This is a genomic window from Desulfovibrio subterraneus (assembly GCF_013340285.1).
Taxonomy (GTDB): domain Bacteria; phylum Desulfobacterota; class Desulfovibrionia; order Desulfovibrionales; family Desulfovibrionaceae; genus Halodesulfovibrio; species Halodesulfovibrio subterraneus.
In genome coordinates this window covers 1,337,522-1,360,973 of record NZ_BLVO01000013.1, presented here as the reverse complement: position 1 = coordinate 1,360,973, position 23,452 = coordinate 1,337,522, and the positions used below count along the sequence as shown (strand labels likewise).

The window sequence follows — 23,452 nt, the reverse complement described above, 5'->3', positions numbered from 1 at the left end:
AAAAGGCGCGGGAACATGTTCCCGCGCCTTTCAGCTGTTTTCAGGCCCGTTATTTCCAGGTCTTACCATCAAAGCGGAGAATCTCAAGCTGCCAGAGACGCTTCACCATCTGGTAGTCCTGCTGGGCAAGCAGAGATTTGTTATCGGCAGATGCCTCGTAGTGCAGAACAGCATACTTGATGAGGCCCATGAACCGGTTCTTGGCACCTTCGACAGGCTTGACCTGTACTATGAGCGTATCAGGGGAAATATTCTTGTAGGTGGCCACCCACTTATCGCTCTTGTGCTCGATATTCGGCTTTGAAGCTGTGTAGCACAGCCGGCTGGCCATGGAGATGAGGCGTGTGTAGGCAAAATCCCGCAGGTTGTCTCTGGCTTTTACCAGATGGGCAGGTTCAACCTGTTCCACGGGGGGCTGGGCAATGCTTGTTCCGGTTGTCGGCTGCGTTGCGGGCAGTGGGATGCACGATGTGGCTTCATTCTGAACCGGCTGCTGACCTGGCTGCGGAACTGGCGCAGGAGTCTTAAGTGGTACCGGATTCTGAACCGCCGCCGGTGCCTGCGCAGGTTGGGCCTGCAGGGCGGTTTGGGTCGCCTGCTTGCTGCCTTGTTCAGGATGGCTGGTGGCTGCCGGAGCTGCCAGCTGTGCGGGGGAGAGTTGTGCCGATGGACCGGAAGGGTGGGATTCGTCGGGCTGTGCTGCCATTGCTGCCGGAATGATCAACAGCATAGCAAAACAGGTTGTTACGTATCCGAGTTTTCCGAAGATGGAGTGTGCATTGCTCATAGGCGTTGTTACAATAAAAAAGGCCCGTCATGCAAGGGCTGACGGGCCTTTTGTTTTTTATGTGCTATTCGAAGGTGATAACGACTCGACGGTTGAGGCGGCGGCCTTCGCTCGTCTTGTTGTCGTATTCAGGATCAGCTTCACCCTTGCCAACTGCCGTGATTCTGTCGGCGCTGATGCCCTGCTTTGCAAGGAAGGCGCGAACGGACTGGGCGCGGCGTTCAGACAGCTTCTGGTTGTAAGCGTCAGGGCCGGTGGAGTCGGTGTGACCGGTCAGCACGATGGTACCGGGGCGATCCTTGATGAGCATTGCGGCTTCGGTAAGGATGGCGGCGGAGTCATTGGTGATCTCGGCGCTGTCGAAAGCAAAGTTTACGTTACGCAGAACGATGGCTTCGGCTTCGGGAGCGGTTTCCTGAACAGGCGCAGTTTCAGTTACCTGCTGTTCTTCAACCATGCGGTAGAAGACGTCCTGCATGAACTGGTCAAGAGCGGCTTCGTTGGCCAGCAGTTCGGGACCGTTGGCGTATACGGAGCAGCCGTTCAGAGCGGAAATCTGCTTCAGGGTTTCTTCACCGGTGGGAGTGTCGGCAAAGGAGACAACGTGCAGGCAGATGCCGGGTTCGGTATTGTACAGCACCTTGGCTTCGGTTACGGGGTCGCTGCCCATGTTGGATTCACCGTCAGATACGAGGATAACGGCGCCTTCACGCTTCATGGGGTGAACGGCAGGCTGAACCTTCATGATGCCATCGCCCATGGGGGTGAAACGGCCGCGGATTCCTTCGTTGGTGGAAAGGGCCTGAAGTGCCTTGTCCATGGCAACGGAGTCGAACGCGCCCAGAGCAAGGCGTTCGCTGTAGGGGGCAAAGGTGTGCATTGCGGCGTCATAGGGCAGTGCGGGAACCTTCTTGTTCACCTTCATCATAAGATCACGGGCAAGGACAATCTTCTTTTCCTTGAGGGTCTTATGATTCATCATCATGGAACCGGAATAGTCCATGAAAAAGTCGAAGCTGGCAATTTTGGGTTCCATGCGCATCATGGGCTGCGCCTGTGCCACTACGGAGAGGCCGAGCAGGGTAATTGCCGCAACTGCTGCAATTAATTTCGCGAGTTTCATTGATTTCTCCTTAATGAAGTTTGTAAACTTTGGAATAGATTGTTTGTAATATATCGCAAAAAAAACATTTCTGACAAGTTTAAATTGGTTTCCGTTGAAAAATGCTAGGCGCCCATCGCTACCAGCCTGGCGTACAGATCTTCGTGGTCCGGATACTTTATTCCGCGACCGGTCACGATGATGCTGGGCGAAAGCATGTCCGATTTCGGATCGGAGAGTTCACGGATAACCCAGTGGTTCTCCTCCTTGCCTACGACAAGCTCAGTTTTCTCTCTGTGTGCCCGTTTTATGGCATAAATGACCGATTCCTTGAAGTTCACTATGGCATCCTTGGAAAGGTATGCTGCAGGAAATGACGAGCACCGAATTCGGCTATACATTTTTCCGCAGCGATTACAACAGAAATGACAGATGTTACGAAAGAAATTATTGCATGCTTTTATGAGGGGGAGGCTGTACCGAGCGGTCCGTTTGCATAACCGGGCCAGATGCGTATCAAACCCAACCCTGCCCGTGCCGTGGTCCATACTCCTGTGGCTATCCACACCCATGCAAGAGGAGTTTCAGGAGAAAGTTGTGCAGTACCGGCAAGAATGGCAATGCCCGCCGCTGCGGACAAAAGCATGGCGTTGCGAAGGAAGCGGAAGTCGCCCGTTCCCCAGTGTATTCCGTCGGTGGCGAACGACAAGGCATTGACCGGCTGGATAAGCGCCGCAATGACCCATGGTGCATTGAAGACGGCATACGCTTCGGCGGGTACCAGCAGCCAGGCTATGGTCTGCTTTCCGGCCAGCATGACCGCCATGAGCAAACAGCCCGTTCCAAGGCTCCATACGCATACTGTTTTCGCGACACAACGCGCCATTGCTTTGTCATTGCTGCCCATGAAGAAGCCTATGAGGCTCTGGCCGCTGATGGCAAATGCGTCCAGAAACAGTGCGGTAAAAAAGAAAAACTGGCGTATGGCCTGATGTGCGGCACCGGATTCTGCGCCTGCCTCCGTGGCAACTCTGGTGGCAAAGAGCAGGAAGGCGAGCACCATTCCCGTACGGACGAACATGTCGCCACCTATGGAGACAAGGCGGCGGATATCATCAAGCCTGACGGAGCTGTTGAATCTTATATGTCTGTGGACCAGCAATATGGCCCACAGGGCGCCCCCCCACTGGCTGGCAGATGTGGCAAGCGCGGCACCCTGTACTCCGAGTGCGGGAAAGGGGCCGATGCCGAAGATGAGCAGCCAGTCGAGCAGAATGTTCAGGCCGTTGACCATGGCAGCGATCATGAGAGGGGCCTTCATGTCCTGCACGCCCCGCAGGGCTCCGAAACAGGCAAAGGTAATGAGCACTGCGGGTGCTCCGAAAAGCCGGGCCTGCATGTATTCCACTGCCAGTGCGGTTATCGGGCCGGTACCTCCCATTGCTTCGGCGGCCAGTGTAAGAAACGGCCAGGCCGCAAGCATGGAAATAATGCCGAGGCTCAGCGCCAGCAACAGAGAAGCACTGCACACGGCGGATGCTTTTTCGGAATTATTGGCACCAAGATGTTTGGCCAGTTCCGTCTGGGTTCCTACTCCAAGAAAATTGAATATCCAGAATGTGGAGGTAAGAATCATGGTGCCGATGCCCAGCGAGGCCAGCGCTTCAGTTCCGAGACGGGCTACAAAGGCGGTGTCTGCAAGGCCGGTGAGAGGCTCCGCCACCAGTGAGACAAGGACGGGCAGGGCCATGCGAACCAGGGTTGTGTTGGGTGCCGTGGTATAGTTTCGGGCAGAGATGGTTGCAGCCATGAAAAAAAGTTCCTCTTGCATGAAATTATGACACTGCGGATGCAATGGATAGCGGAATTCGCCCCTGCTTGAAAGAACAAAAATAAGGAAAGTGAGGGAACTGAGTCGCGGTGGTGTGGAATCTGTGCCCGTATGTCGTGTAGCATTTCCTGAAAATATCGGTGCTCATGCCGATGATGAAAGGAGAGATCGCATGACAGTTTCTTCCAGGGTTACCGTGCATACCTATGCTGGTAACGGGACACAGACGGAGTGGCCGGTTCTGTTTCCCTTCTTTTCCCCGCAGGATGTGAAAGCCATACGCACAGGAACGGACGGAATCGATGCCGTGCTTACCTATGGCACTGATTACTCGGTAAACGCGTTTGAGTTCGGTGGCATATGTCAGTGCCAGGTGGGCAGCGGAGAACGACTTACCCTGTTTCTGGACCTTGAGCCGGTTCAGGAGATTGATCTCAGCAATACCGGGATACTTGCGCCGGAGATTCTGGAGAGGGGGCTTGATCGCCTTACCCTCATTGCACAGCAGCAACAGGAGCAGATAGGCCGATGCGTGCAGATAGGGCGCACGAGTGGTTTATCTCCCGCCGATCTGTTGACCAGCATAGATTCGGCTGCGGCAAGTTGTGCTGCAAATGCGCAAACTGTCGGGCTTGCTGCGGACGAAGTGCGCACTGCGCGGGATGAAGCGGTTGCGGCGGCCGCATCGGTTTCTTTGCCTGCTTCTCTCGTGGCGGATGCAGGACGGGGAATGGTTGTTGGCGAGACGGGGGGCTGGACTCTTGGCGGTACGGCGGGCGGGCTGGATACCGGAGATGCCCCTGAGAATGTTGCCACGCATATGCAGGTTGATGCGAAAATCAGGGAGCGGAGCAGTAACTGCTATGCTCCCCAGTCCATCATCAAGGCGCCCGCCGGTCTGCGGCCTGCGGGGTGGAAAGCGGCGGAGTGTGATGCGCCTGTGTGTACTTTGCTGGCTGACAACATGGTTCCGCAAATAGGAGCGTGGGGGGGGAACGGTCTCATATCTGCTTCAAGTTCGTTCGATGCATCGAATGGAGCTTACAATATGTGGGACAACGACCAGGCTACCCGCTGGGTTTCCTATGCTGTGGACACAGAACAGTGGCTTACCATTGATCTGCATACCCCAAGGGATTTTGACGCCATCTACTTCGGTGCGGCAGGAAGCACAGGTAATAGCGCTCAGGCTCTTGATATTTATGTAGACGGTGCCCTTAACGGGAGCTTTTCTTCACTTACATGGAGCGCGGTAACTGAAGTGAAGACGTTACCTCTTGCCGTGCCTGTAGCTGGTGCCCGGCAGGTGAAGGTGCGCATTCCCGTGCAGGCCGGTCGAGTGGGATGTGGTACATTCAAATTGCGGTTTACGGATGTGCCTGAAGGGACGGTGGGGATAGCTGCAGGACTTCAGGTGGCGTATGCGGATTCGGGCAGGGTGTTCCCCTCCGAAATTCTTGCATCACGCCGGACAGTGGATCTTTTCTCTGCTCCGGATGGTATTCACTTCATTTTCGCGGATATAACCCAGGATGGCCTGTATTCGGGATTCGGCGCGACGACGAAGCCGACCCGCGCTGGCGCGGGGGTCGCGGCAGAGTACGCGAACGACGTTGTTACGCTTGTGGAACATGCGAATGCCACAACCCCGGAATGTGCCTTTGATGGCAGTGATGCAACAGCAGCCATACTTGCGAAAAACACAGGCTACCTTGTTCTCAGCAAGACTAACCCGGGGCCGTGCCGCTTGAAAGTGATCGCAAATGACACCTATTCCAACTCCTTTCTCATCTATTCCTCATCCGACGGTGTATCGTTCAAAGATGAGGGACAGTTTGATGTTCCTGCCAATTCGTGGGCCGAGTTTCGCATCGCCACTTCGTGCACACATGTGAAAATTGTGGGCTATCTCAATGCCGGAGGCCCCAATACCGCTATCCGTGAGTTGCAGGTGTCTACCGCGGTGACGGGGGACTTCTACAACACTGCAACCTGTACCATGTATGACAGTGCAGGCAGCCCCATCCGCCGTGTATATCTCGGTTGGGCCCGTAAAGTGGGCGGCAGCATCGCCGAAGTGCACAGTTATGCGGTCGGGACCCGTGTTACCGTACCGGTGAATGGCGGGCAGAGTTTTTCCGTGGGCATCCAGTATACCCAGCCCCTGCCGTATTCTTCCGTTAAACCGGATGTCGCGCAGTATATTGAACGGCTCGGAAGTTTTGGCAGGGCAATTCCTCCCGTATATATCAGCGGATTCCGTGGAGCGCTTGCCGAGGCGGATGGGGAGAAGCTGAAACTGAAGGCCGCCGGTTCGGATGTGTATATTGTATCCGGCGGGGTCTTCTATAATGTATCATCCGGCCGGTGGGCGGCCGTTGCGGAGAGGGGATATTAGTCATGACTGCATATTACGGAAGAGCCGGTGAAGCCGGTGCCGAGGCTGGTCTGCGCTTCTGGGAGATAACTCCCGAACATATCCTCATGGATGGCCCGCCGCCTTCTGCGGAAGCGCTGGCGAGGGCTGATGGAAGCTGGCAAGTGATCCTTTCGCCGGACCTTGCGCTGGTGGAAGTGGAAAATCTGGTCGCCATGTTCCCGTTCAGCTACGGGTATGTCCTTGAGCGGTTGGGTTTGGGCGACATTGTCTAGCATTGGCTCTGTTCGATACAAACGAGCGCCCCGTCGGACGACGGGGCGCTTTTCTTTGTGATGCTGAGAGTTATTCCACCCAGTCGAGAGTTCGCTCCACGGCTTTTTTCCATCCGGCATACATGGAGCTGCGTTTGCCGCTGTCCATGGACGGGCGCCATGTCTTGTCTTCTTCCCAGTTGTTGTAGAGTTCTTCGCGGCCGGACCAGTAGCCGCAGGCAATGCCTGCGGCGTAGGCTGCGCCAAGACAGGTGGTTTCCGCCACCTTGGGGCGCACGACCGGCACATCCAGAATGTCGGACTGGAACTGCATGAGCAGCTCGTTGGACACCATGCCTCCGTCGACTTTCAGGTTTTTGAGGGTCACGCCGGAGTCTCTGTTCATGGCCTCCACTATGTCCTTGGTCTGATAGGCTGTGGCTTCCAGAACGGCACGGGCAATGTGGTTGCGGTTGATGTAGCGGGTAAGGCCCACCATCACGCCGCGGGCATCGGGCCGCCAGTAGGGGGCGAACAGGCCGGAAAAAGCGGGCACTATGTACATGCCGCCGGTATCATTCACTTCTGCGGCCAGCGCCTCTACTTCGGGAGCGGATTCAAACATGCCCAGGTTGTCGCGCAGCCACTGGACCAGAGCGCCGGCAATGGCAATGGACCCTTCAAGGCAGTATGAGGGTTTTCTGCCGCTGAACTGGTAGGCAAGGGTGGTGATGAGGCCGTGCTTGGACTGTATGGGCTCGTGGCCCGTGTGCATGAGCAGGAAGCAGCCTGTGCCGTAGGTGTTTTTTGCTTCACCGGGAGCAAAGCAGGTCTGGCCCACAAGGGCAGCCTGCTGGTCGCCTACAGCCCCGCAAACGGGTATGCGTGCTCCGAGCGGCCCGTCTTCACTGGTGGGGCCCCATGTTGCGGAGTCGGAGGAAGGCACAATGCGGGGCAGGCCCTGCGGCGGAATGCCCATGGCTTTGAGAATGCTCTCTTCCCATTGCAGTGATTTCAGATCCATCAGCATGGTGCGGCTAGCGTTGGTCACGTCCGTGACATGGGCGCCGCCCTTGGGCCCACCTGTCAGCCACCAGATGATCCACGTATCGATGGTGCCGTACATGATGTCGCCCTTGTCCGCAGCGGCCCGTGCCTCGGGAACATTGTCCAGAATCCAGCGGATCTTGGGGCCGGAAAAATAGGTGGCGATGGGCAGGCCGGTCTGTGCGCGGAAACGATCCTGACCGCCTTCGGCTGCAAGGTCCTTGCAGATTTCGTGGGTGCGCGTGCATTGCCAGACAATGGCGTTGTAGAAAGGCTTGCCCGTGTTGCGGTCCCACACCACAGTGGTTTCGCGCTGGTTGGTAATGCCTATGGCGCTGAGGTCGGACCCTTTGAGACCGGATTTGGTAAGCGCCCCGCGGATGACTTCCTGCGTGTTGTTCCAGATCTCCATGGGGTCATGTTCCACCCAGCCGGGGCTGGGATAGATCTGCCTGTGTTCCTTCTGGTCAAGCCCGACAATCCTGCCGCTCTGGTCGAAAATGATGAACCTGCTGCTGGTGGTGCCGGAATCCACCGCGCCGATATACTTCGCCATCCCTTCCTCCTTATGCAGTCTGCGTCTGATGCAATGGTACGGTTTATATGCCGAAAAAACACGGAAGACACAATGGGGAGATGCCCCCGCCCGCATGCGTGGTTCAGAAGGGGCGGGGTGCCAGTCCCAGTGCAGCTTCAAGCAGCCGGGTGAAAAGCACCGCAGTGGGCTTTTTCGTTCCGTCACCGGTTTCATGAATCCGGTGGCGTTCCTGATCGAACTGCATCTGACAGTAGGTGCAGCCCGTGGCAAGGATATCGGCCCCGGCATCGCGGGCGTTTTCCAGTTTCTTGCGCATCAGGGCATTCGAGATGGTATCGTCGCGCCCTCGCAGCGGGTGGCCGCAGCATTCCAGACGCAGGTCCCAGTGCACCATCTCCGCACCTGTGGCGGAAAGAATGCGCTCAAACACCGTGGGGGCCAGCGGATCGTCAAATTCCGTAACATTGCCGGGGCGCAGGGCATGGCAGCCATAGTGGCAGGCCACCTTCACTCCGCTGAGCGGACTGCGCACAAGCTCGCCGAGCATCTTCGCGCCAACGTCCCTGTCCAGAACGGTCAGCAGGTGATGGACGTCAATTTTACCGGGCAGCCGCATACCTTCCTTGCCGAGCAGGTTACCCACTTCGGCCGCAAGGCGGGCGTCCTGCTGCATCTTTGCCTGCGCATGCTTCAGGTTGCCGAAGCAGCATTTGCAGGGCGTGAGTATGGACAGGCCTTCCCTTTCCGCAAGGGCGAAGTTGCGCACGGCGGAATAGGCGGATGCCACGGGATTTTCATGCCGGATGGGCCAGCCGCAGCAGGAGAACTCCATGGGAACGAGGGTAATGCCAAGTGCAGAGCAGAGTGCCTGAACTGACGCGCCGTATTCCGGCAGATGATGCGGAATCTTGCATCCGGAGAAATAGGCGTATCTCATGCCTTGCCTCCTTCCGGCTTCTTTGTTTCCGGGGGCAGCGGGGCTGCGCTGAATCTTCCCGAGGTTGCGGCGGGCAGGGGGCATGCGGTGAGCTTGCGTTCTTTCATTCTTTCTGTGGCTATCTGCCGAAGCTCAAACAGGATGTCGGCCACCTGAATATTCTGCGGACAGTGTTCCTGACACTTGTAACAGGTCGTGCAGCTCCACACCATGCGCGCGGCAAGGGTCTGATCTTTGAGGCCCATGCGCAGCAGGTTCATTATCTGTTGCGGAGTGAGATCAAGATCCTTGGCAGGTGCCTCGGATACTGCAACAACCGGACATACGCTGGTGCATGTGGTGCATTGCACGCAGCCCCAGAAGGATTCCGCCCTGTCGGCCAGGCCATCGCCTTTTATCTGCTCGAAACGGGATTTGCCCTGCGCACTCAGCACCTCGGCCCACTGCATGGCATTGCACTGACGTATGGTGGTGTTGGGACCGTCAAGTTCCCTGTGTTTGAGGGATTTCTTGGAGGAGAGCCACAGGTCCTGCAGATTGATGCCTGATGGACAGATTTGCGTACAGCGCAGGCATTCCGTGCAGATGCGGCTGCCTTCGGCAAAGGCATCGGTTTCATGCTCCGAAAGGGTGCCGGTAGCATAGCCGCGCAGGGAGACCAGTTTTTCCGAGGGCAGAATGTCGGCATTACCGATGGCTGCAAAGGCCGGAGCAACGCTGCAATGCAGGCTGCATTCGCCGCAGCGGGTGCAGGCTTCAAGGCCCACCTTGCGTGCTGCTGTGGTTTCGAGCGGCGGGCGGGCGCTATGGCTGCCGCCGCGGACGGCAAGGTTTACCGGAGTGGCAACAGGGTGCAGAAATTTACCGTACGGCATGAGCGCAAGCGCGGCAAAGGCGAGCACTATGTGCAGGTACCAGAGGCCCAGGTCAGCGTTTGCGGCGTTCAGGGCAGGTGCTGCGGGGCCTATGGCCGTGGCAAGCGCCCGGGAAAGAAAGGCGGATGCCGTGGGGGAATGGCAGTAGTTGCAGTTGTTGGCGCTGAGTTCCTCGCCTTTGGCAATGAGTGTGGCATCCGTGCTGGCCGGAGGGGTGAATATGACCCCGTTGTGTGCCGACCAGAATGCCTGCAACGCGGGAATGTCATTCTCGTCCTCGGGGAGGAAGTAGCTCTCCGTCATGCGGTTGAAGACATTGGGCGAGATGATTTTGCTTGCTTCCAGCAGGAATCCGGAAATCATTATACCGCCTATGACGGCGAGCAGCAGCCAGTCCTGCCTGCGCGAGAAGGTCTTCAATCGTGCGTTGCCCATGCGGCGGGCTGCGGCGAGCACAATACCGGCAAGGGCCATGCCGCCGAACAGGTTGCGCAGCCACTGCCACGGATCAAGCGTGGATTCATAACCGGGGATGAACGGGTAGCCGATGATGTCGTCCAGCGCGTGGAACACCAGCAGGCCTGTGAAGCCGATGAGAATGAGGGTGTGCATGACCCAGCGGTACATGCTTGTGCGGGCTGTGCGGCGGAGCAGAAGGATATCGGCAAGTGCTGTGGCAAAAGAACGGCCGGAGGGGGAAGATTTCTCGTGATTGTGCCCCGCAGGCGCAAATGCCGTTTCTTTGTGACGCCGCGAGAAGCGCCTGACTATTCCGGCAAGGCAGATACAACAGGCCAGTACGAGCAGAATGCGAAAAACGGTCATAGTCGGGGGGCCCTCCTGTCAGGTTCCGATCAGGTTCCGTGTGTTCCCGTATCATGCTGGAGTGCGGGAGGTCATCCTTCCCGCACCATTCTCTGTCGGCGTCTATATCTTATCAGTCGTCTTCATAGTCCGCAGGCGGGGGATGGTTACGGGGTGGTCCCGCAAATGGATTCCACCGCGCGATATGCCGTGGCAATGGCTATGCCCGCTCCGCACTTCATACGCATCCAGTCATGGTGGCCCTGAATGGCTCCTGCTGCATACAGGTTGTCATGCACTACCTTGCCTTGCGCATCCAGCGGATGCTGGCTGTCGTCCACTTCAATGCCGGACATGTTGATGGCATGCCCGTGCCTGTCGAAGAAGTGCTGGTGATGCCATGCAGTGCGCTCTGCGGGCTGGGTGACGGGAATGCCGAAAATGGGTTCCACCACGCCGTTCCGTTCCGCACGCAGGCCTTTGCCGAAGAAGCGGCCCGTTGCGAGAATGGCGTTGCGTGCCTTTACCGGACGGGCATCGCCGGGAACACCGATGAGGAAGGTGAAGAGTCCGTCTTTGTCGCGGCGGGCTTCCAGCACCAGTTTTTGTGAGAAGGTGCACACCCCTCTGGGCGCCAGCCCTCGGTCAAATGTAGCTCTGAGGCGCGGGCCGGTGATGGACGGAGGCAGCGTGGGAATTTCGAACACATGCTTGCCGGTGAGCTCTTCGAGCAGGGTGACCGTGCGCACGGGATCGTTCAGCCCCAGCACGGCAGGAAAGCCTATGTACTCCACGTCCTTTGCCTGTTCCGCAATGGAATCGGCAAGTTCCCTGCATCGCTCAGGGGAGCTGAGCGTCCATGCCATGTGTTCGGGATAGAGCTCTCCGAAGGAACCGGGAAAATCCACCCGCACAGTCTTGAGGCGGGGCCATGCAGTCTGCTGCATTTCCACGATCTGCCGCCCGCTGAAGCCTTTCAGACCGTTGAAGTCCACGATCAGGGTAGGGGCCTTGTCGCGCAGGGCTTCGGTTCCCTTCCATGCGGTACGCGGAATGCGGTAGGTGCGCTTTACCGTTCCGGCGGGAGAAAGAATGGGGGTGTTACGGTCTTCATGCCCCATGTATTCAAGCTTCTGGCTGCGCAGGAACTCCGTGAAGTCGTTCATGGCGGTACGAATGCGGTCTTTGCCGAGACGGGCATAGGGGTGGGCCGGATGGTCGGCAATGACGGCATCGATGGCATCCCAGGGTGAATCCCAGTAGCGGCCTTCGGCCACAGGATGCACGGCCATCAGGTCGAGAAAGCCCGTGCTGAAGTCAATGCCGCCGGTGGCCCCGGTCTGGGCCACCTTCAGGCCGCGTTCTGCCGCGAAAAGGGTGGCAGCCATGCCCGCAAAGCCGGAGCCTATGACCATGACATCGTAAATGGTGTCGTACCTGTTCATTCCCTGCCCCCGAGAGAGGAAATTTCCTGCATGCTGTCTGCGCCGAGCGTGTCCGCATCCGGTCTGTGGCCGTTGAGTTCCATATCCATCATGCCGCAGTAGAGCGCTTCCTGCAGGTCGGCCTGCATGGCGGGCAGGCCCCACAGAATGGGCGAGAAACCGCGCCAGCGGCGCTCTATGAAGTTCTTGAGTTCGTCCACACCCTGCTCGGCGTGCACGCAGCCTCTGTCATACAGATGGCTGGTCACGCGCAGGCCGCAGAACCCGCCCTGACAGGGGCCTTTGCCCACACGGCTGCGCAGGCCGATGGCGGTGAGCATGGAATCGCCTCTGTTGGGACCTTCGGCCCCGATGGTATCAATAATATTGTCGACGACACTGCGCGAAACCATTTCGCATTCGCACAGAATCTGGTCGTGCACGTCGCGGGTGCCGAGCCATGCCTTGGCGGTGAGCCCGGGTTCCGTCCATCTGCCCATGGTGGAGGCGGGCAGGGGAACCTCCCGTGTCACACAGGGGGCGGAAACTCCCAGCTTGGCACAGACAAGGTCGGCTGTCCGTTCCGCCATGAGCCGGAAGGTGGTGAGCTTGCCACCGGTTATGGTCACAAAGTTCTCTATGCTGTCACGCGCATGATCGATGAGGCTGAAGCCTCGGCTCACGTTGCGGGCATCGCCGGCGTTTCCGGCCAGAACAAGGGGCCGCACGCCTGCGTAAGCACGGATGTAGCGGGTGGTTTCCAGCAGGGGCATCATGGCGCGGGCATCGTCTATGATGCGGTCGGCTTCTTCCACTGTCGGTCGGCTCTTGTCCGGATCGTCAATGGTGACGGAGGTGGTGCCGAGAACGGAAACAGTGCCGCCGGGAACAAGAATGTCGGAGTCCGCAGCCTTGCGCAGCCGGTTGATGACGCGGGAGGTCAGGCGGTTCTGCGTGATGAGCAGGCTGCCGGAGGAGTAGAGCAGGTGTATCTTTGCCCCGGCCATGGAAGCAATCTTGCCTGCCCACGCGCCTGCGGCGTTTACCACGAGCTGGGCTTCCACCAGAAATTCTTCGCCGGTGGTATCGTCATGGACGGATACTTTTTCAATGCGGCCGTTGCGTATGTGCAGGTTTGTGACGCGGGCGTTGCAGCGGTATTCGCTGCCAAGGGTCACGGCATGCGCAAGGTTGTCCAGCGAGAGCATGAAGGGATCAACGGCGGCATCTTCAACGCTGTAGGCCGCGATGATGTTGTCGGCGAGGGCTGGCTCGAGCGCTCTGGCTTCTTCCGGCGATATGGCGGTGCAGGGAACCGCGCTGCGTGCGCACATGGATTCGAAATTGGCGATGTAATCTTCATTGTCGCCGGGAACGGCAACAAACAGGCCGCCCGTGTCGTCGATACACTGGGGGGCCAGTTTTTTGAGGATTGCGCCTTCTTCACGGCATTCAATGGCTGCTTCGGAATCCGATGCCACATAGCGGGCGCCGCTGTGCAGCAGCCCGTGGTTGGCGCCGGAAGCCCCCGAGTTGATGTCGCGCTTTTCCACAAGCAGGCAGTGAACCCCGCGAAGGGAAAGATCCCTTGCCAGCCCCGTGCCCGTTGCGCCGCCACCAATGATAAGAACGGTAGTTGATAGAGTTTTCATTTGGCCGACCCCATGTGTCCGCTGTTGACATGCCTGCCGGTATGCATCGGTCTTTGCGTCGTGTTTTCCGGGCCACAATTCTTGCAAAAGGGTTCGCAAGGGCACAGAAACGGTCTGTTTCGGGTCTCTTGCGAAAAGAGCTATTTTCTCTTGTAGCAAAAAACTGAACGTGATACCAATGAAAGAGGAAAAAAATACCGGCTTGTAGCTGAATGATGAATTTTTTTACCAAAAACAGCATGAATAGTCATTGTTTTTTTCGATAGTGAACAGAAATGGAATTGTAATGTTTGAAAGTGAAAATAAGCCGGTGTGAGGTGCTGATCGATGTTTGATACGCAGGATGCTGCGGAAGAGGCGGCGGAAGGCAGGCATGAAGCTGTGCGTATGCGGCATGAACAGGTGCTGCAGCTGATAAGGGAGCAAGGCTTTATGTCTATAGGTGCCCTTGCCGAAATGTTCAGCGTTACGCCCCAGACGGTGCGCCGCGATATAAATATTCTGAGCAGGCAGGGCCTGCTGCAGCGGCACCATGGTGGTGCCGGTCCCGTGCTCAGCACGGAAAACGTGGATTATCTGGACCGGAGGATCATGTGCCTGCAGGAAAAGCGCGAGATAGCGCGGCTGGTTGCCCAGCAGATTCCTGCCCGGTCATCGCTCTTCATTAATATAGGAACCACGACGGAAGAGGTTGCCAAGGCCCTGTTCAAGCATGACAAGCTGCGGGTCATAACCAACAATATCAATGTGGCGCAGACCATGTCCAAGAACGCTTCCTTCGAGGTCATCGTTTCGGGCGGGCTGGTGCGCCACAAGGATTGCGGCATCGTGGGCGAGGCAACCATAGATTTCATCCGCCAGTTCAAGGTGGATTACGGCATCATAGGCATAAGCAGCATAGACATGGACGGCACCCTGCTGGATTTCGATTACCGCGAAGTGCGTGCAGCGCGGGCGATCATGGAAAATTCCCGCAAGGTGTTTCTGGTTACGGACCACACCAAATTCGGCCGCAACGCCATGGTGAGACTGGGCAGCATAGAGGAGATAGATGCCCTGTTCACCGACAAGCGCCCGCCGGAAGAGCTTGTGGAGATCATGCGTCGTGCGGGCGTTGCGCTGCATGTGGCGGAATAGCGACGGCCGTGCTGAGGAAGTGTGCGAAAAACGAAGGGGGATTCTATTGGTAGTTTTCAAATCCGAACATTCATTTTGATTGTTACCCACGGCGAAGGCGAGTGCGGGCTATAAAGCCGATGGTGATTACCTGGAGTGCTTTGTATGGGTTTACAACTCAAAGATGTTTCTAAGTTTGTGGGGCAGGAAGTTCATCTCAAGGACATTTCCCTGCACCTGGAGCCGGGTTCGAGATACGTCGTGCTCGGCAGAACTCTGGCCGGAAAGACCTCGCTTCTGCGGGTCATGGCAGGGCTGGACAGGCCGAGTAAGGGCACTGTTGTTGCCGGTGGCGTGGATGTGACAGGGGTGTCCGTCCGCAAGCGCAATATCGGCATGGTATATCAGCAGTTCATCAATTATCCTTCCCTTACCATCTACGACAACATTGCCTCGCCCCTGAAGATTCATGGCGTTCCCAAGGCGGAAGTGGACAGGCGTGTCCGCGAGGCGGCTTCCATGTTGCATATTGATCATCTTCTGGACCGGCTTCCTGCCGAACTTTCCGGTGGGCAGCAGCAGCGTACCGCCATAGCCCGTGCTTTGGTCAAGGACGTGGACCTGCTTCTTCTCGACGAACCTCTGGTCAACCTCGATTACAAATTGCGTGAGGAACTGCGCGACGAGCTGCAGAAGATATTCGGCCAGCGCGATTCTGTTGTGGTGTATACAACCACGGAACCTTCAGAGGCCCTGATGCTGGGCGGCAACGTCATCGTCATGCACGAGGGGCGGGTGCTGCAGGTGGGAACCACCACCGATGTGTATCAGAATCCTGCCAATGTGAAGGTGGCGCAGGTGTTCAGCGATCCGCCCATCAACTTCATTCCTGTCAGCATCGAAGAAAACTGCAATCGTTTCGGTGAAGACCTGTGTCTTCCTCCCACGTCGGAAATCGCAGCCCTGCCCAAGGGGGAATATACCTTCGGTATCCGCTCGAACAAGTTTTCGTTGTTTGATCTCGGAGAAGGCTATTTCCCTATCACGGGTACTGTAGGACTTGCGGAAATCAACGGCTCGGAAACCTTCATCCATTTCATGCACGGCAACGAATCTTATGTTGTGCAGGAAGAAGGGGTGCATACCCGCAAGGTCGGGAGCCGCATTGCCGTATACGCGCATCCCGGCGACTTCTATGTGTTCAACAAGGCGGGCAATCTGCTTGTCGCGCCCAAGCACGGCAGATAGCGGAGAAAGACCATGGCCCGAATAGACCTGAACGAAATCAAGCACAGCTACAAGCCGAATCCCAGGAACGATGATGATTTCGCGCTCAAACGCGTGCACACCACGTGGGATGATGGCGGGGCCTATGCCCTGCTTGGTCCTTCCGGATGTGGCAAGACAACCATGTTGAATATCATTTCCGGCCTGCTCAAGCCTTCTCACGGGCAGATACTGTATGACGGAAAAGACGTTTCCTCTCTGCAGCCGGAACAACGCAACATAGCGCAGGTATTCCAGTTTCCCGTGCTCTACGACACCATGACGGTGTACGACAACCTTGCCTTTCCGCTTCGCAACCGGGGCGTTCCTTCCCGCGATGTGGATGCCCGCGTGCGCAAGATAGCCGATACGCTCGAGCTGTCGGCAGACCTCGGCAAACGTGCCGCGGGACTTTCCGCTGATGCGAAGCAGAAAATATCTCTGGGGCGCGGGCTGGTGCGCAGCGACGTTGCCGCCATTCTCTTTGACGAACCCCTTACGGTTATCGATCCGCACCTGAAATGGGAACTGCGTCGCAAGCTCAAAGAGATTCATAACGAATTCGGCCTGACCATGATCTACGTGACCCACGATCAGGTGGAGGCCATGACCTTCGCCGACAAGATCGTGATCATGTACGAGGGCGAGATTGTGCAGACCGGAACGCCGGAAGAACTGTTCGAACGTCCGGAGCATGAATTCGTGGGCTACTTCATCGGCAGCCCCGGCATGAACTTCATGAAGTGTACGCTGGACGGTGATTTCGCCCGCGTGAACGGCTCCGCTATTCCGCTGGAAGAAGGCTGCGGCGTGCGGGCTTCCCGCCTGGGGACGGATTTCAAGATCGGCATACGACCCATGTACACCGGCGTGTTTGCCACTCGTGAAGAGTGCGGCAATGCCCCCGCGTTTGAGGGGCGTGTGCTGGGGGTGGAAGATCAGGGTTTCTGTCGCATTGTGACAGTGCAGTTTGGTGGTCAGGAGATAAAAGCCCGCGTCAGCGATAGCCGCACCGTAGTCGACGGTGCCTGCTGGGTGGTCTTTCCTGCGGACAAGACCAGACTCTTCTTCAACGAACGGCTGGTCGGGTAGGGGGAACTATGAACAAATGGGAAAATAACAGGGCGTGGTTCCTCATTCTGCCCGTCTTTATCATCGTGGCGTTCAGTGCCGTGATTCCGCTCATGACCGTGGTGAACTATTCCGTGCAGGATATTTTTGGCCCCGGTCAGCGTTTCTTCATAGGCACCGAATGGTTCAAGGAAGTACTTTCAGACAGCCGCCTGCATGAAGCGCTCTGGCGGCAGCTTCTGTTCTCCGGCCTGGTACTGCTCATCGAGATGCCGCTGGGCATAGCCATAGCGCTCATGATGCCCAAGAAAGGCTGGGGCTCATCGGCCTGTCTGGTGGTGCTGGCCTTGCCGCTGCTGATTCCGTGGAACGTTATCGGCACCATATGGATCATCTTCACCCGGCCGGATATCGGGTTGTTCGGGGCCACCATAAACGGGCTTGGAATACCGTTCGACCACACGGCGAGTCCGATTGATGCGTGGATTACCGTGATGCTCATGGAAGTGTGGCACTGGACCCCGCTGGTGGCATTGCTGGCATATGCCGGTCTGCGCGCCATTCCGGAAGCGTATTATCAGGCTGCCAAGATCGACGGTGCCTCGGCGTGGGCCATATTCCGCTATATCCAGCTGCCCAAGATGCGCGGGGTGCTCACCATCGCGCTTCTGCTGCGGTTCATGGACAGCTTCCTCATCTACGCCGAACCATTCGTCCTTACGGGCGGCGGTCCCGGCAACTCAACCACCTTCCTGTCCATCTATCTGGTGAAGGTAGCGGTGGGCCAGTTCGACCTCGGGCCTGCGGCCGCATTCTCACTCATCTACTTCCTTATCGTCCTGCTGTTCTGCTGGCTGTTCTATCAGGCACTGCAGGCCGTGGGCACGGGAGACAAGTAATGAAGATACGCAAACGCTACTTTGTGCTCGCTCTGTATCTGGTGGTGCTGTTTCTGCCCATCTACTGGATGCTGAACATGTCGCTGCGTACCAACGCGGAGATTCTCGGCAGTCTGGCCATGTATCCGGAGCACCCGACCCTTGAGAACTACATGAAAATATTCGGGGACCCCTCGTGGTATTCCGGCTACATAAACTCCATCATCTACGTGACCATGAACATGGTCATCTCGCTGGTCACGGCGTTGCCCGCAGCCTATGCCTTTTCACGCTTCCGCTTCATCGGCGACAAGCATGTGTTCTTCTGGCTGCTCACCAACCGCATGGCACCCCCTGCGGTATTTCTGCTGCCGTTCTTCCAGCTGTATTCCACCTTCAATCTCATCGATACCCACATAGCCGTGGCTCTTGCGCACTGTCTGTTCAACGTGCCGCTGGCGGTGTGGATTCTTGAAGGCTTCATGTCCGGCGTGCCGCGCGAGATAGACGAAACAGCTTTCATAGACGGCTACTCCTTCCCGCATTTCTTCCTGCGCGTGTTCATTCCGCTTATCCGTGCGGGCATCGGGGTTACCGCCTTCTTCTGCTTCATGTTCAGCTGGGTTGAACTGCTGCTGGCACGTACCCTTACAACCACGTCGGCCAAGCCCATCGCAGCAACCATGACGCGTACCGTAAGCGCCACCGGTCTGGACTGGGGGCTGCTGGCCGCGGCGGGTATTCTGACCATCGTACCCGGTGCACTGGTCATCTGGTTTGTGCGTAACCATCTTGCCAAGGGTTTTGCCCTCGGCCGGGTTTAGTTTTCAGGCAAAGGAGCCGGACATGGATATGGAATGGATGGCGTGGACGCCTGTTACTGCTGGTTTTTTCATTGTGATTGTGGTTATGCTTATAGGCATGACCTGTTGGGAGATTGTTTCCCCTAACGTTGCGCGCAAGGGGCTGCTGCCCATTGTGACCACAAGGGGGGACCGTCTGTTTGTCGGGCTGCTGAGCAGTGCATACATTCACTTGGCCTGGGTGGGGCTTACCGACTATCCGGTATGGATTGCGACAGTGTTTTCCGTGGGCTTTATTGTTGCCGTACAGCGCTGGGGATGATCGCCCCCGGCGGTTTGAGCGACATGCAATAGGGATGAAAGATCCGGCGATGTTGCTGCCGATCAATGGAGTTACTGGAGTTCTCTATTTTCAACACGGAGGTATGTATGAAGCTGAGGCATGTCTTCATGGTCGGGGCGCTGGTAACAGCGTTCCTGAGCTTTGCTGGTGCTGGTGTTGCCGCCAGTGACACAGATTACAAAGCAGCTGCGAAGAAATGGATTGATCAGGAATTTCAGCCTTCCACGCTGAGCAAAGCTGATCAGATGAAGGAAATGGAATGGTTCATCAAGGCCGGTAAGCCGTTCCGCGGCATGGAAATCAAGGTCGTTTCCGAAACCATTCCCACACACGAGTACGAATCCAAGGTGCTCGCAAAGGCGTTTTACGAAATTACCGGTATCAAGATCACGCACGACCTGATTCAGGAAGGCGACGTTATTGAAAAGCTGCAGGTGCAGATGCAGTCCGGCGAAAACGTGTTTGACGCATACGTCAACGACTCCGACCTTATCGGCACCCACTTCCGTTCCGGTCATGTTGTCAACCTGACCGACTGGATGGCCGGTGAAGGCAAGGACGTTACCCTGCCTACCCTGGATATCGACGACTTCATGGGCAAGTCCTTCACCACCGGTCCTGACGGCAAGCTGTATCAGCTGCCCGACCAGCAGTTCGCGAACCTGTATTGGTTCCGTTACGACTGGTTCCAGAAGCCCGAACTGAAGAAGGCCTTCAAGGCCAAGTATGGTTACGAACTGGGCGTACCGGTAAACTGGTCCGCGTATGAAGACATCGCCGAATTCTTCACCGAGCAGGTGCGCGAAATCGACGGTGTGGCCGTGTATGGTCACATGGACTATGGCAAGAAGGCTCCCGACCTTGGCTGGCGCTTCACCGACGCATGGCTCTCCATGGCCGGTGCAGGCGACAAGGGGCTGCCCAACGGCAAGCCCGTTGACGAGTGGGGCATTCGTGTTGACGGCTGCCGTCCTGTTGGCGCCAGCGTTTCCCGTGGTGGCGCAACCAACGGTCCCGCCGCCAAGTATGCACTGCGCAAGTACATGGAATGGCTGCGTCTCTACGCTCCTCCCGGAGCACTCGGCATGGACTTCTATCAGTCCCTGCCCAGCCTTGCAAAGGGCAACGTAGCACAGCAGATCTTCTGGTACACCGCATTCACCGCCGCCATGGTTGAAAAGGGTACCCCTGTTGTCAACGCTGACGGCACTCCCAAGTGGCGCATGGCTCCCTCTCCCCACGGTCCTTACTGGGAAGAAGGCCAGAAGCTCGGGTATCAGGACTGCGGTTCGTGGACGCTGCTGAAGAGCACCCCCGTTGATCGCCGCAAGGCCGCATGGCTCTTTGCTCAGTTCTGCGTATCCAAGACCACCTCTCTGAAGAAGACCCACGTTGGTCTGACCCCCATCCGTGACAGCGACATCCGTCACGAGTCCTTTACCGAACGTGCTCCGAAGCTCGGCGGCCTGGTGGAATTCTACCGCAGCCCCGCCCGCGTAGCATGGACCCCCACCGGCACCAACGTTCCGGATTATCCCAAGCTCGCACAGCTGTGGTGGCAGAACATCGGTGAAGCCGTTGCCGGTGAAGTTACCGTTGATACCGCCATGGATAACCTTGCCCGCGAACAGGACAAGATTCTCATGCGTCTTGAGCGTTCCAACGTTCTTGGCGAATGCGGTCCCAAGCTGAACCCCGAAAAGGATGAAGCTTACTGGCTGAACCAGCCTGGTGCTCCCAAGGCAAAGCTTGCCAACGAAAAGCCCAAGGGTGAAACCCTTGACTACGACAAGCTGATCCAGGCGTGGAAGGAAGGTCGCGCGAAGTAGTTCTTGGTAACTGCGAACAACCAATGACAAGGGGCTCCCGCAAGGGAGCCCCTTTTGTTTGCGGCAGACAGGCGGGCGTTGCTCCCCGCAGATACACATAAGCAGAGGGCAAAAAGAAAGCCCCTGCCATGGTGTTGCAGGGGCTTGGGTCGGGAAAAATCTATCCCTTTATCCGCGTATCTTTTTCAGATCGTCTAGAGCGGCATTGGGGATGGCGAGTTTCTTACCGGCCGTTTCAAAGTCCGCCGGCCAGAGGTTCGTGCTGGCGTTGATGTGTTGCAGAATCTTTGCGGCTTCGTCTTCGGCGTAGTCCAAATCTTCAGCAAGGTCCGTGATGCTAAACTTGTAGGACTTCTTGCCCCCGGGGCTGGTTGAGTTTCGGGTACCCGATATCAAGTAGTCCAGTACGTAGTTTACATCTCTAGGGTCGACCATGTGATTTCCTCTCGAATTGGCAAGTCGTTTTTTGGCACATACGGCGAGTATGCATGCCTTCCCTCCTCGCGGAGGTACAGGGAAGAGCATAAGCCATTCCTCGCGTACAGTACATACCTTGACAGCGGTTGTGTGGCAGAACAACCGCTCCGGCAAATAAAACAGGGAGCCCTGACTGTGTCCGACTCCCGGATAAAAGAACGAGCTATGGTGCGATGATGGCGTTCAGCCGGTTAGCCTCCGTGAAGCCGTAGCCGGACTGGCGCACGCCCCGTCGCTGAAAACTGCTCTAGCACGGTGCCATATGAAAGGCAAAGGGGAAAGAGAAGAAAAAGTCCGGAGAATCCCATTTTCAGGGGGGCGCAGGGGAGGGGGATGTGCTTCGGGCTGATTGTTTATATTACTTTTAACCCGGATTGTTTTGCTCTTGCAGGCTAGGTGAATACTGAATCTGGCTTTGTATCGTCAAGTTTGCAGTCTTTCGGAGGAGGGTATGGAATCGTAAGTGTTTTTAGCCTGTTCGTAACTGTTTGTCATGGCGGAATAGTCCTGTTCTCATCTTTGTGCGAGTGATTTCAGCGTAAAATACTTTAGTAAACTATACAGCCGTAGGGTATAACTTACTGTTTTCGTAGAGGGATATGCTTATGCTGCTGATTACAGTTTTGTGCAGAAAATAGCACTTTTATTCTGTCAACCGGGGGCTGTATTACGGGCATGTTACTTTGCCTGCGCTATGTAAATGAGCATTTATTGTTATTAATTGTAAAAAAAGTATGTACATTTCAGAATAATGTGTTTAGATCATCGTAGCTACAAACCCCAAAATGAGGTGCCATATGAATTCTAACCCTTTCTTTGATCAGGCGATGTCCATGGTTCAGGCTCAGGCAGGAGTTAAACAGATGACTCCCGCAGAGATGATTTCCATGGTAAAGGAACTGGCCGATGGACTGGCCAAGCTTGCTGCATGTGAAGAAGTTGAAGAGACTGCAGAAGAAGCTGTTGAAGGTCCTGTTGTAGATCCCAAGAAGGCCATCAAGCAGAACGCCATTATCTGCGTTGAGTGCGGTAAGACTTTCAAGATTCTCGGAAAGAAACACCTTGCCACTCATGGTCTTACTCCTAACGAATATCGCGAAAAGCATGGCTACAAGAAGGGCACCGCCCTTGTATGTAAGAGCCTTGCCAAGCAGCGTAAGGAAAAGATGGCTTCCATGAAGATATGGGAAAAGGTGGAAAGCCGAGGTAAGAAAGGCGCCAAGAAGGCTGAAAAGAAGGCCTAGCTCTTTCTCGCCACTGCGTTTCGCTTTTCTGCTTTTTGCTCCCCGGTGCTGCATGCGTCGGGGAGCCTTTTTTATGCCGTTGCATTCTGTGGTGAGGTGTTATTTTGCTTCCGCATGGTGGTGTGCCTTTCTTCTGCCTGTTTGCTGTATACGTTGACCGGGAACGGCAGACAGTTTCCTAAATTCTGTATTTCAGGATACGGTGAAAGTGGAAAAATGATTCACGTGGTGCGTTGCGGTGTGCACTCGGCGGTGCTGAAGCATGTATCAATAAGGTGGGAGCTATGCGCACAGGGATTATTCTGCTCGTATTCGTGGTGGTCTTGCTTACGGGGCTGCCTGCTCAAGTCGGCGCTTCCGACTCTCACGTGGTATTGCAGCGCGAGATCAAAGACCTTCGGGAATCCGCATTGTCGTTGCGGGGTTTTGTGGCAACGCAGATGAATACGAGTTCCGGCAGCGGCAGAAGCGAGAGTTATCGCTTCCAATATGCCTATTATGATGAACTGGCTCTGTGGTGCGGTTTTTTGTTCTATATATCTAATGATGTCTATGCGGCCCGAGAAGGCGGCGGAATAGCCGGGCCGGATGGTTGCATTGCCGAGACCCAGCTGGAGCGTCAGTTCAGGGCAAGAAGGATGGTGCGGCAGTATACCGCAGAAGATCTGCGCAACATGTCATTTCTGAATACCATAGAGCGCGAGACCATCGGCCGTCTGGATGGCCGCGTTGCCCGCATTGAGTTGGATATTCTGCTGAGTATCAGGGCGTTGCGGCGGTGATGGGGGATTGATTAC

At 56.5% G+C, this 23,452-nt stretch carries 21 protein-coding genes; 11 read left to right on the top strand and 10 right to left on the bottom strand.

What is annotated here, in order from left to right:
• Nucleotides 1–49: 49 nt before the first annotated feature.
• From HUV30_RS13185 to HUV30_RS13170, 4 genes are all read right to left on the bottom strand, one after another.
• Nucleotides 50–787, bottom strand: coding sequence for a hypothetical protein (locus HUV30_RS13185; protein ID WP_174405887.1), 738 nt, complete (start codon nt 785–787; stop codon nt 50–52).
• Between the two features lie 64 nt (nt 788–851).
• Entirely contained in the window at nt 852–1,910 is a 1,059-nt protein-coding gene (locus tag HUV30_RS13180) for an OmpA family protein (RefSeq protein WP_174405886.1), read from the bottom strand.
• 104 nt (nt 1,911–2,014) lie between these two features.
• The gene (locus HUV30_RS13175) at nt 2,015–2,290 is read right to left on the bottom strand and encodes a hypothetical protein (protein ID WP_243452176.1); all 276 of its coding nucleotides are present in this window, start codon (nt 2,288–2,290) and stop codon (nt 2,015–2,017) included.
• A 59-nt stretch (nt 2,291–2,349) separates the two neighbouring features.
• Nucleotides 2,350–3,699, bottom strand: coding sequence for an MATE family efflux transporter (locus tag HUV30_RS13170; RefSeq protein ID WP_174405885.1), 1,350 nt, complete (start codon nt 3,697–3,699; stop codon nt 2,350–2,352).
• A 193-nt stretch (nt 3,700–3,892) separates the two neighbouring features.
• On the opposite strand from HUV30_RS13170, the gene HUV30_RS13165 reads away from it, so the two are divergent.
• Both HUV30_RS13165 and HUV30_RS13160 read left to right on the top strand, forming a co-directional pair.
• Entirely contained in the window at nt 3,893–6,118 is a 2,226-nt protein-coding gene (locus HUV30_RS13165; RefSeq protein ID WP_174405884.1) for a discoidin domain-containing protein, read from the top strand.
• Nucleotides 6,119–6,120: 2 nt separating this feature from the next.
• Nucleotides 6,121–6,372: a hypothetical protein gene (locus tag HUV30_RS13160; protein ID WP_174405883.1), complete on the top strand. Its 252-nt coding sequence runs from the start codon at nt 6,121–6,123 to the stop codon at nt 6,370–6,372.
• Between the two features lie 70 nt (nt 6,373–6,442).
• Here HUV30_RS13160 and glpK read toward each other — a convergent pair whose 3' ends face one another.
• The 5 genes from glpK to glpA all read right to left on the bottom strand — a co-directional run bounded on the left by glpK (nt 6,443) and on the right by glpA (nt 13,628).
• A complete protein-coding gene (gene glpK, locus HUV30_RS13155; RefSeq protein WP_174405882.1) occupies nt 6,443–7,954 on the bottom strand; it encodes a glycerol kinase GlpK in 1,512 nt (503 codons plus the stop codon).
• 103 nt (nt 7,955–8,057) lie between these two features.
• Nucleotides 8,058–8,873: a CoB--CoM heterodisulfide reductase iron-sulfur subunit B family protein gene (locus HUV30_RS13150; protein WP_174405881.1), complete on the bottom strand. Its 816-nt coding sequence runs from the start codon at nt 8,871–8,873 to the stop codon at nt 8,058–8,060.
• On the bottom strand, nt 8,870–10,573 hold the full coding sequence (locus tag HUV30_RS13145; RefSeq protein ID WP_174405880.1) for a 4Fe-4S dicluster domain-containing protein: 1,704 nt from the start codon (nt 10,571–10,573) through the stop codon (nt 8,870–8,872). Before HUV30_RS13145 ends, HUV30_RS13150 begins: the two co-directional genes overlap by 4 nt.
• A gap of 146 nt (nt 10,574–10,719) precedes the next feature.
• Complete coding sequence (gene glpB / locus HUV30_RS13140) at nt 10,720–11,997, bottom strand: glycerol-3-phosphate dehydrogenase subunit GlpB (RefSeq protein ID WP_174405879.1); 1,278 nt, start codon at nt 11,995–11,997, stop codon at nt 10,720–10,722.
• A complete protein-coding gene (glpA, locus tag HUV30_RS13135) occupies nt 11,994–13,628 on the bottom strand; it encodes an anaerobic glycerol-3-phosphate dehydrogenase subunit GlpA (protein WP_174405878.1) in 1,635 nt (544 codons plus the stop codon). Before glpA ends, glpB begins: the two co-directional genes overlap by 4 nt.
• Nucleotides 13,629–13,955: 327 nt before the next feature.
• Between glpA and HUV30_RS13130 the strand changes: the two genes are divergently transcribed.
• The 7 genes from HUV30_RS13130 (at nt 13,956) to HUV30_RS13100 (ending at nt 20,934) form a co-directional block, all read left to right on the top strand.
• Nucleotides 13,956–14,765 (top strand): DeoR family transcriptional regulator, encoded by an 810-nt coding sequence (locus HUV30_RS13130; RefSeq protein WP_174405877.1) that lies wholly within the window; start codon nt 13,956–13,958, stop codon nt 14,763–14,765.
• A gap of 144 nt (nt 14,766–14,909) precedes the next feature.
• Nucleotides 14,910–15,992, top strand: a complete 1,083-nt coding sequence (locus HUV30_RS13125) for an ABC transporter ATP-binding protein (protein ID WP_174405876.1) — start codon at nt 14,910–14,912, stop codon at nt 15,990–15,992.
• Nucleotides 15,993–16,004: 12 nt separating this feature from the next.
• Nucleotides 16,005–17,102 carry an ABC transporter ATP-binding protein gene (locus tag HUV30_RS13120; protein ID WP_174405875.1) on the top strand — a complete coding sequence of 366 codons (1,098 nt, stop codon included), beginning with the start codon at nt 16,005–16,007 and terminating at the stop codon, nt 17,100–17,102.
• 8 nt (nt 17,103–17,110) lie between these two features.
• Nucleotides 17,111–17,980, top strand: a complete 870-nt coding sequence (locus HUV30_RS13115; RefSeq protein WP_174405874.1) for a carbohydrate ABC transporter permease — start codon at nt 17,111–17,113, stop codon at nt 17,978–17,980.
• The gene (locus HUV30_RS13110) at nt 17,980–18,783 is read left to right on the top strand and encodes a carbohydrate ABC transporter permease (protein WP_174405873.1); all 804 of its coding nucleotides are present in this window, start codon (nt 17,980–17,982) and stop codon (nt 18,781–18,783) included. Before HUV30_RS13115 ends, HUV30_RS13110 begins: the two co-directional genes overlap by 1 nt.
• Nucleotides 18,784–18,805: 22 nt before the next feature.
• Complete coding sequence (locus HUV30_RS13105; RefSeq protein WP_243452175.1) at nt 18,806–19,084, top strand: DUF2160 domain-containing protein; 279 nt, start codon at nt 18,806–18,808, stop codon at nt 19,082–19,084.
• A 107-nt stretch (nt 19,085–19,191) separates the two neighbouring features.
• Nucleotides 19,192–20,934, top strand: coding sequence for an ABC transporter substrate-binding protein (locus HUV30_RS13100; RefSeq protein WP_174405872.1), 1,743 nt, complete (start codon nt 19,192–19,194; stop codon nt 20,932–20,934).
• A 168-nt stretch (nt 20,935–21,102) separates the two neighbouring features.
• On the opposite strand, the gene HUV30_RS13095 is transcribed toward HUV30_RS13100, so the two are convergent.
• On the bottom strand, nt 21,103–21,369 hold the full coding sequence (locus tag HUV30_RS13095; protein WP_174405871.1) for a hypothetical protein: 267 nt from the start codon (nt 21,367–21,369) through the stop codon (nt 21,103–21,105).
• An 839-nt stretch (nt 21,370–22,208) separates the two neighbouring features.
• Here HUV30_RS13095 and HUV30_RS13090 point away from each other — a divergent pair.
• Nucleotides 22,209–22,655: a Ros/MucR family transcriptional regulator gene (locus HUV30_RS13090; protein WP_174405870.1), complete on the top strand. Its 447-nt coding sequence runs from the start codon at nt 22,209–22,211 to the stop codon at nt 22,653–22,655.
• A gap of 284 nt (nt 22,656–22,939) precedes the next feature.
• Nucleotides 22,940–23,437 (top strand): hypothetical protein, encoded by a 498-nt coding sequence (locus tag HUV30_RS13085; RefSeq protein WP_174405869.1) that lies wholly within the window; start codon nt 22,940–22,942, stop codon nt 23,435–23,437.
• The last annotated feature ends 15 nt before the right edge of the window (nt 23,438–23,452 follow it).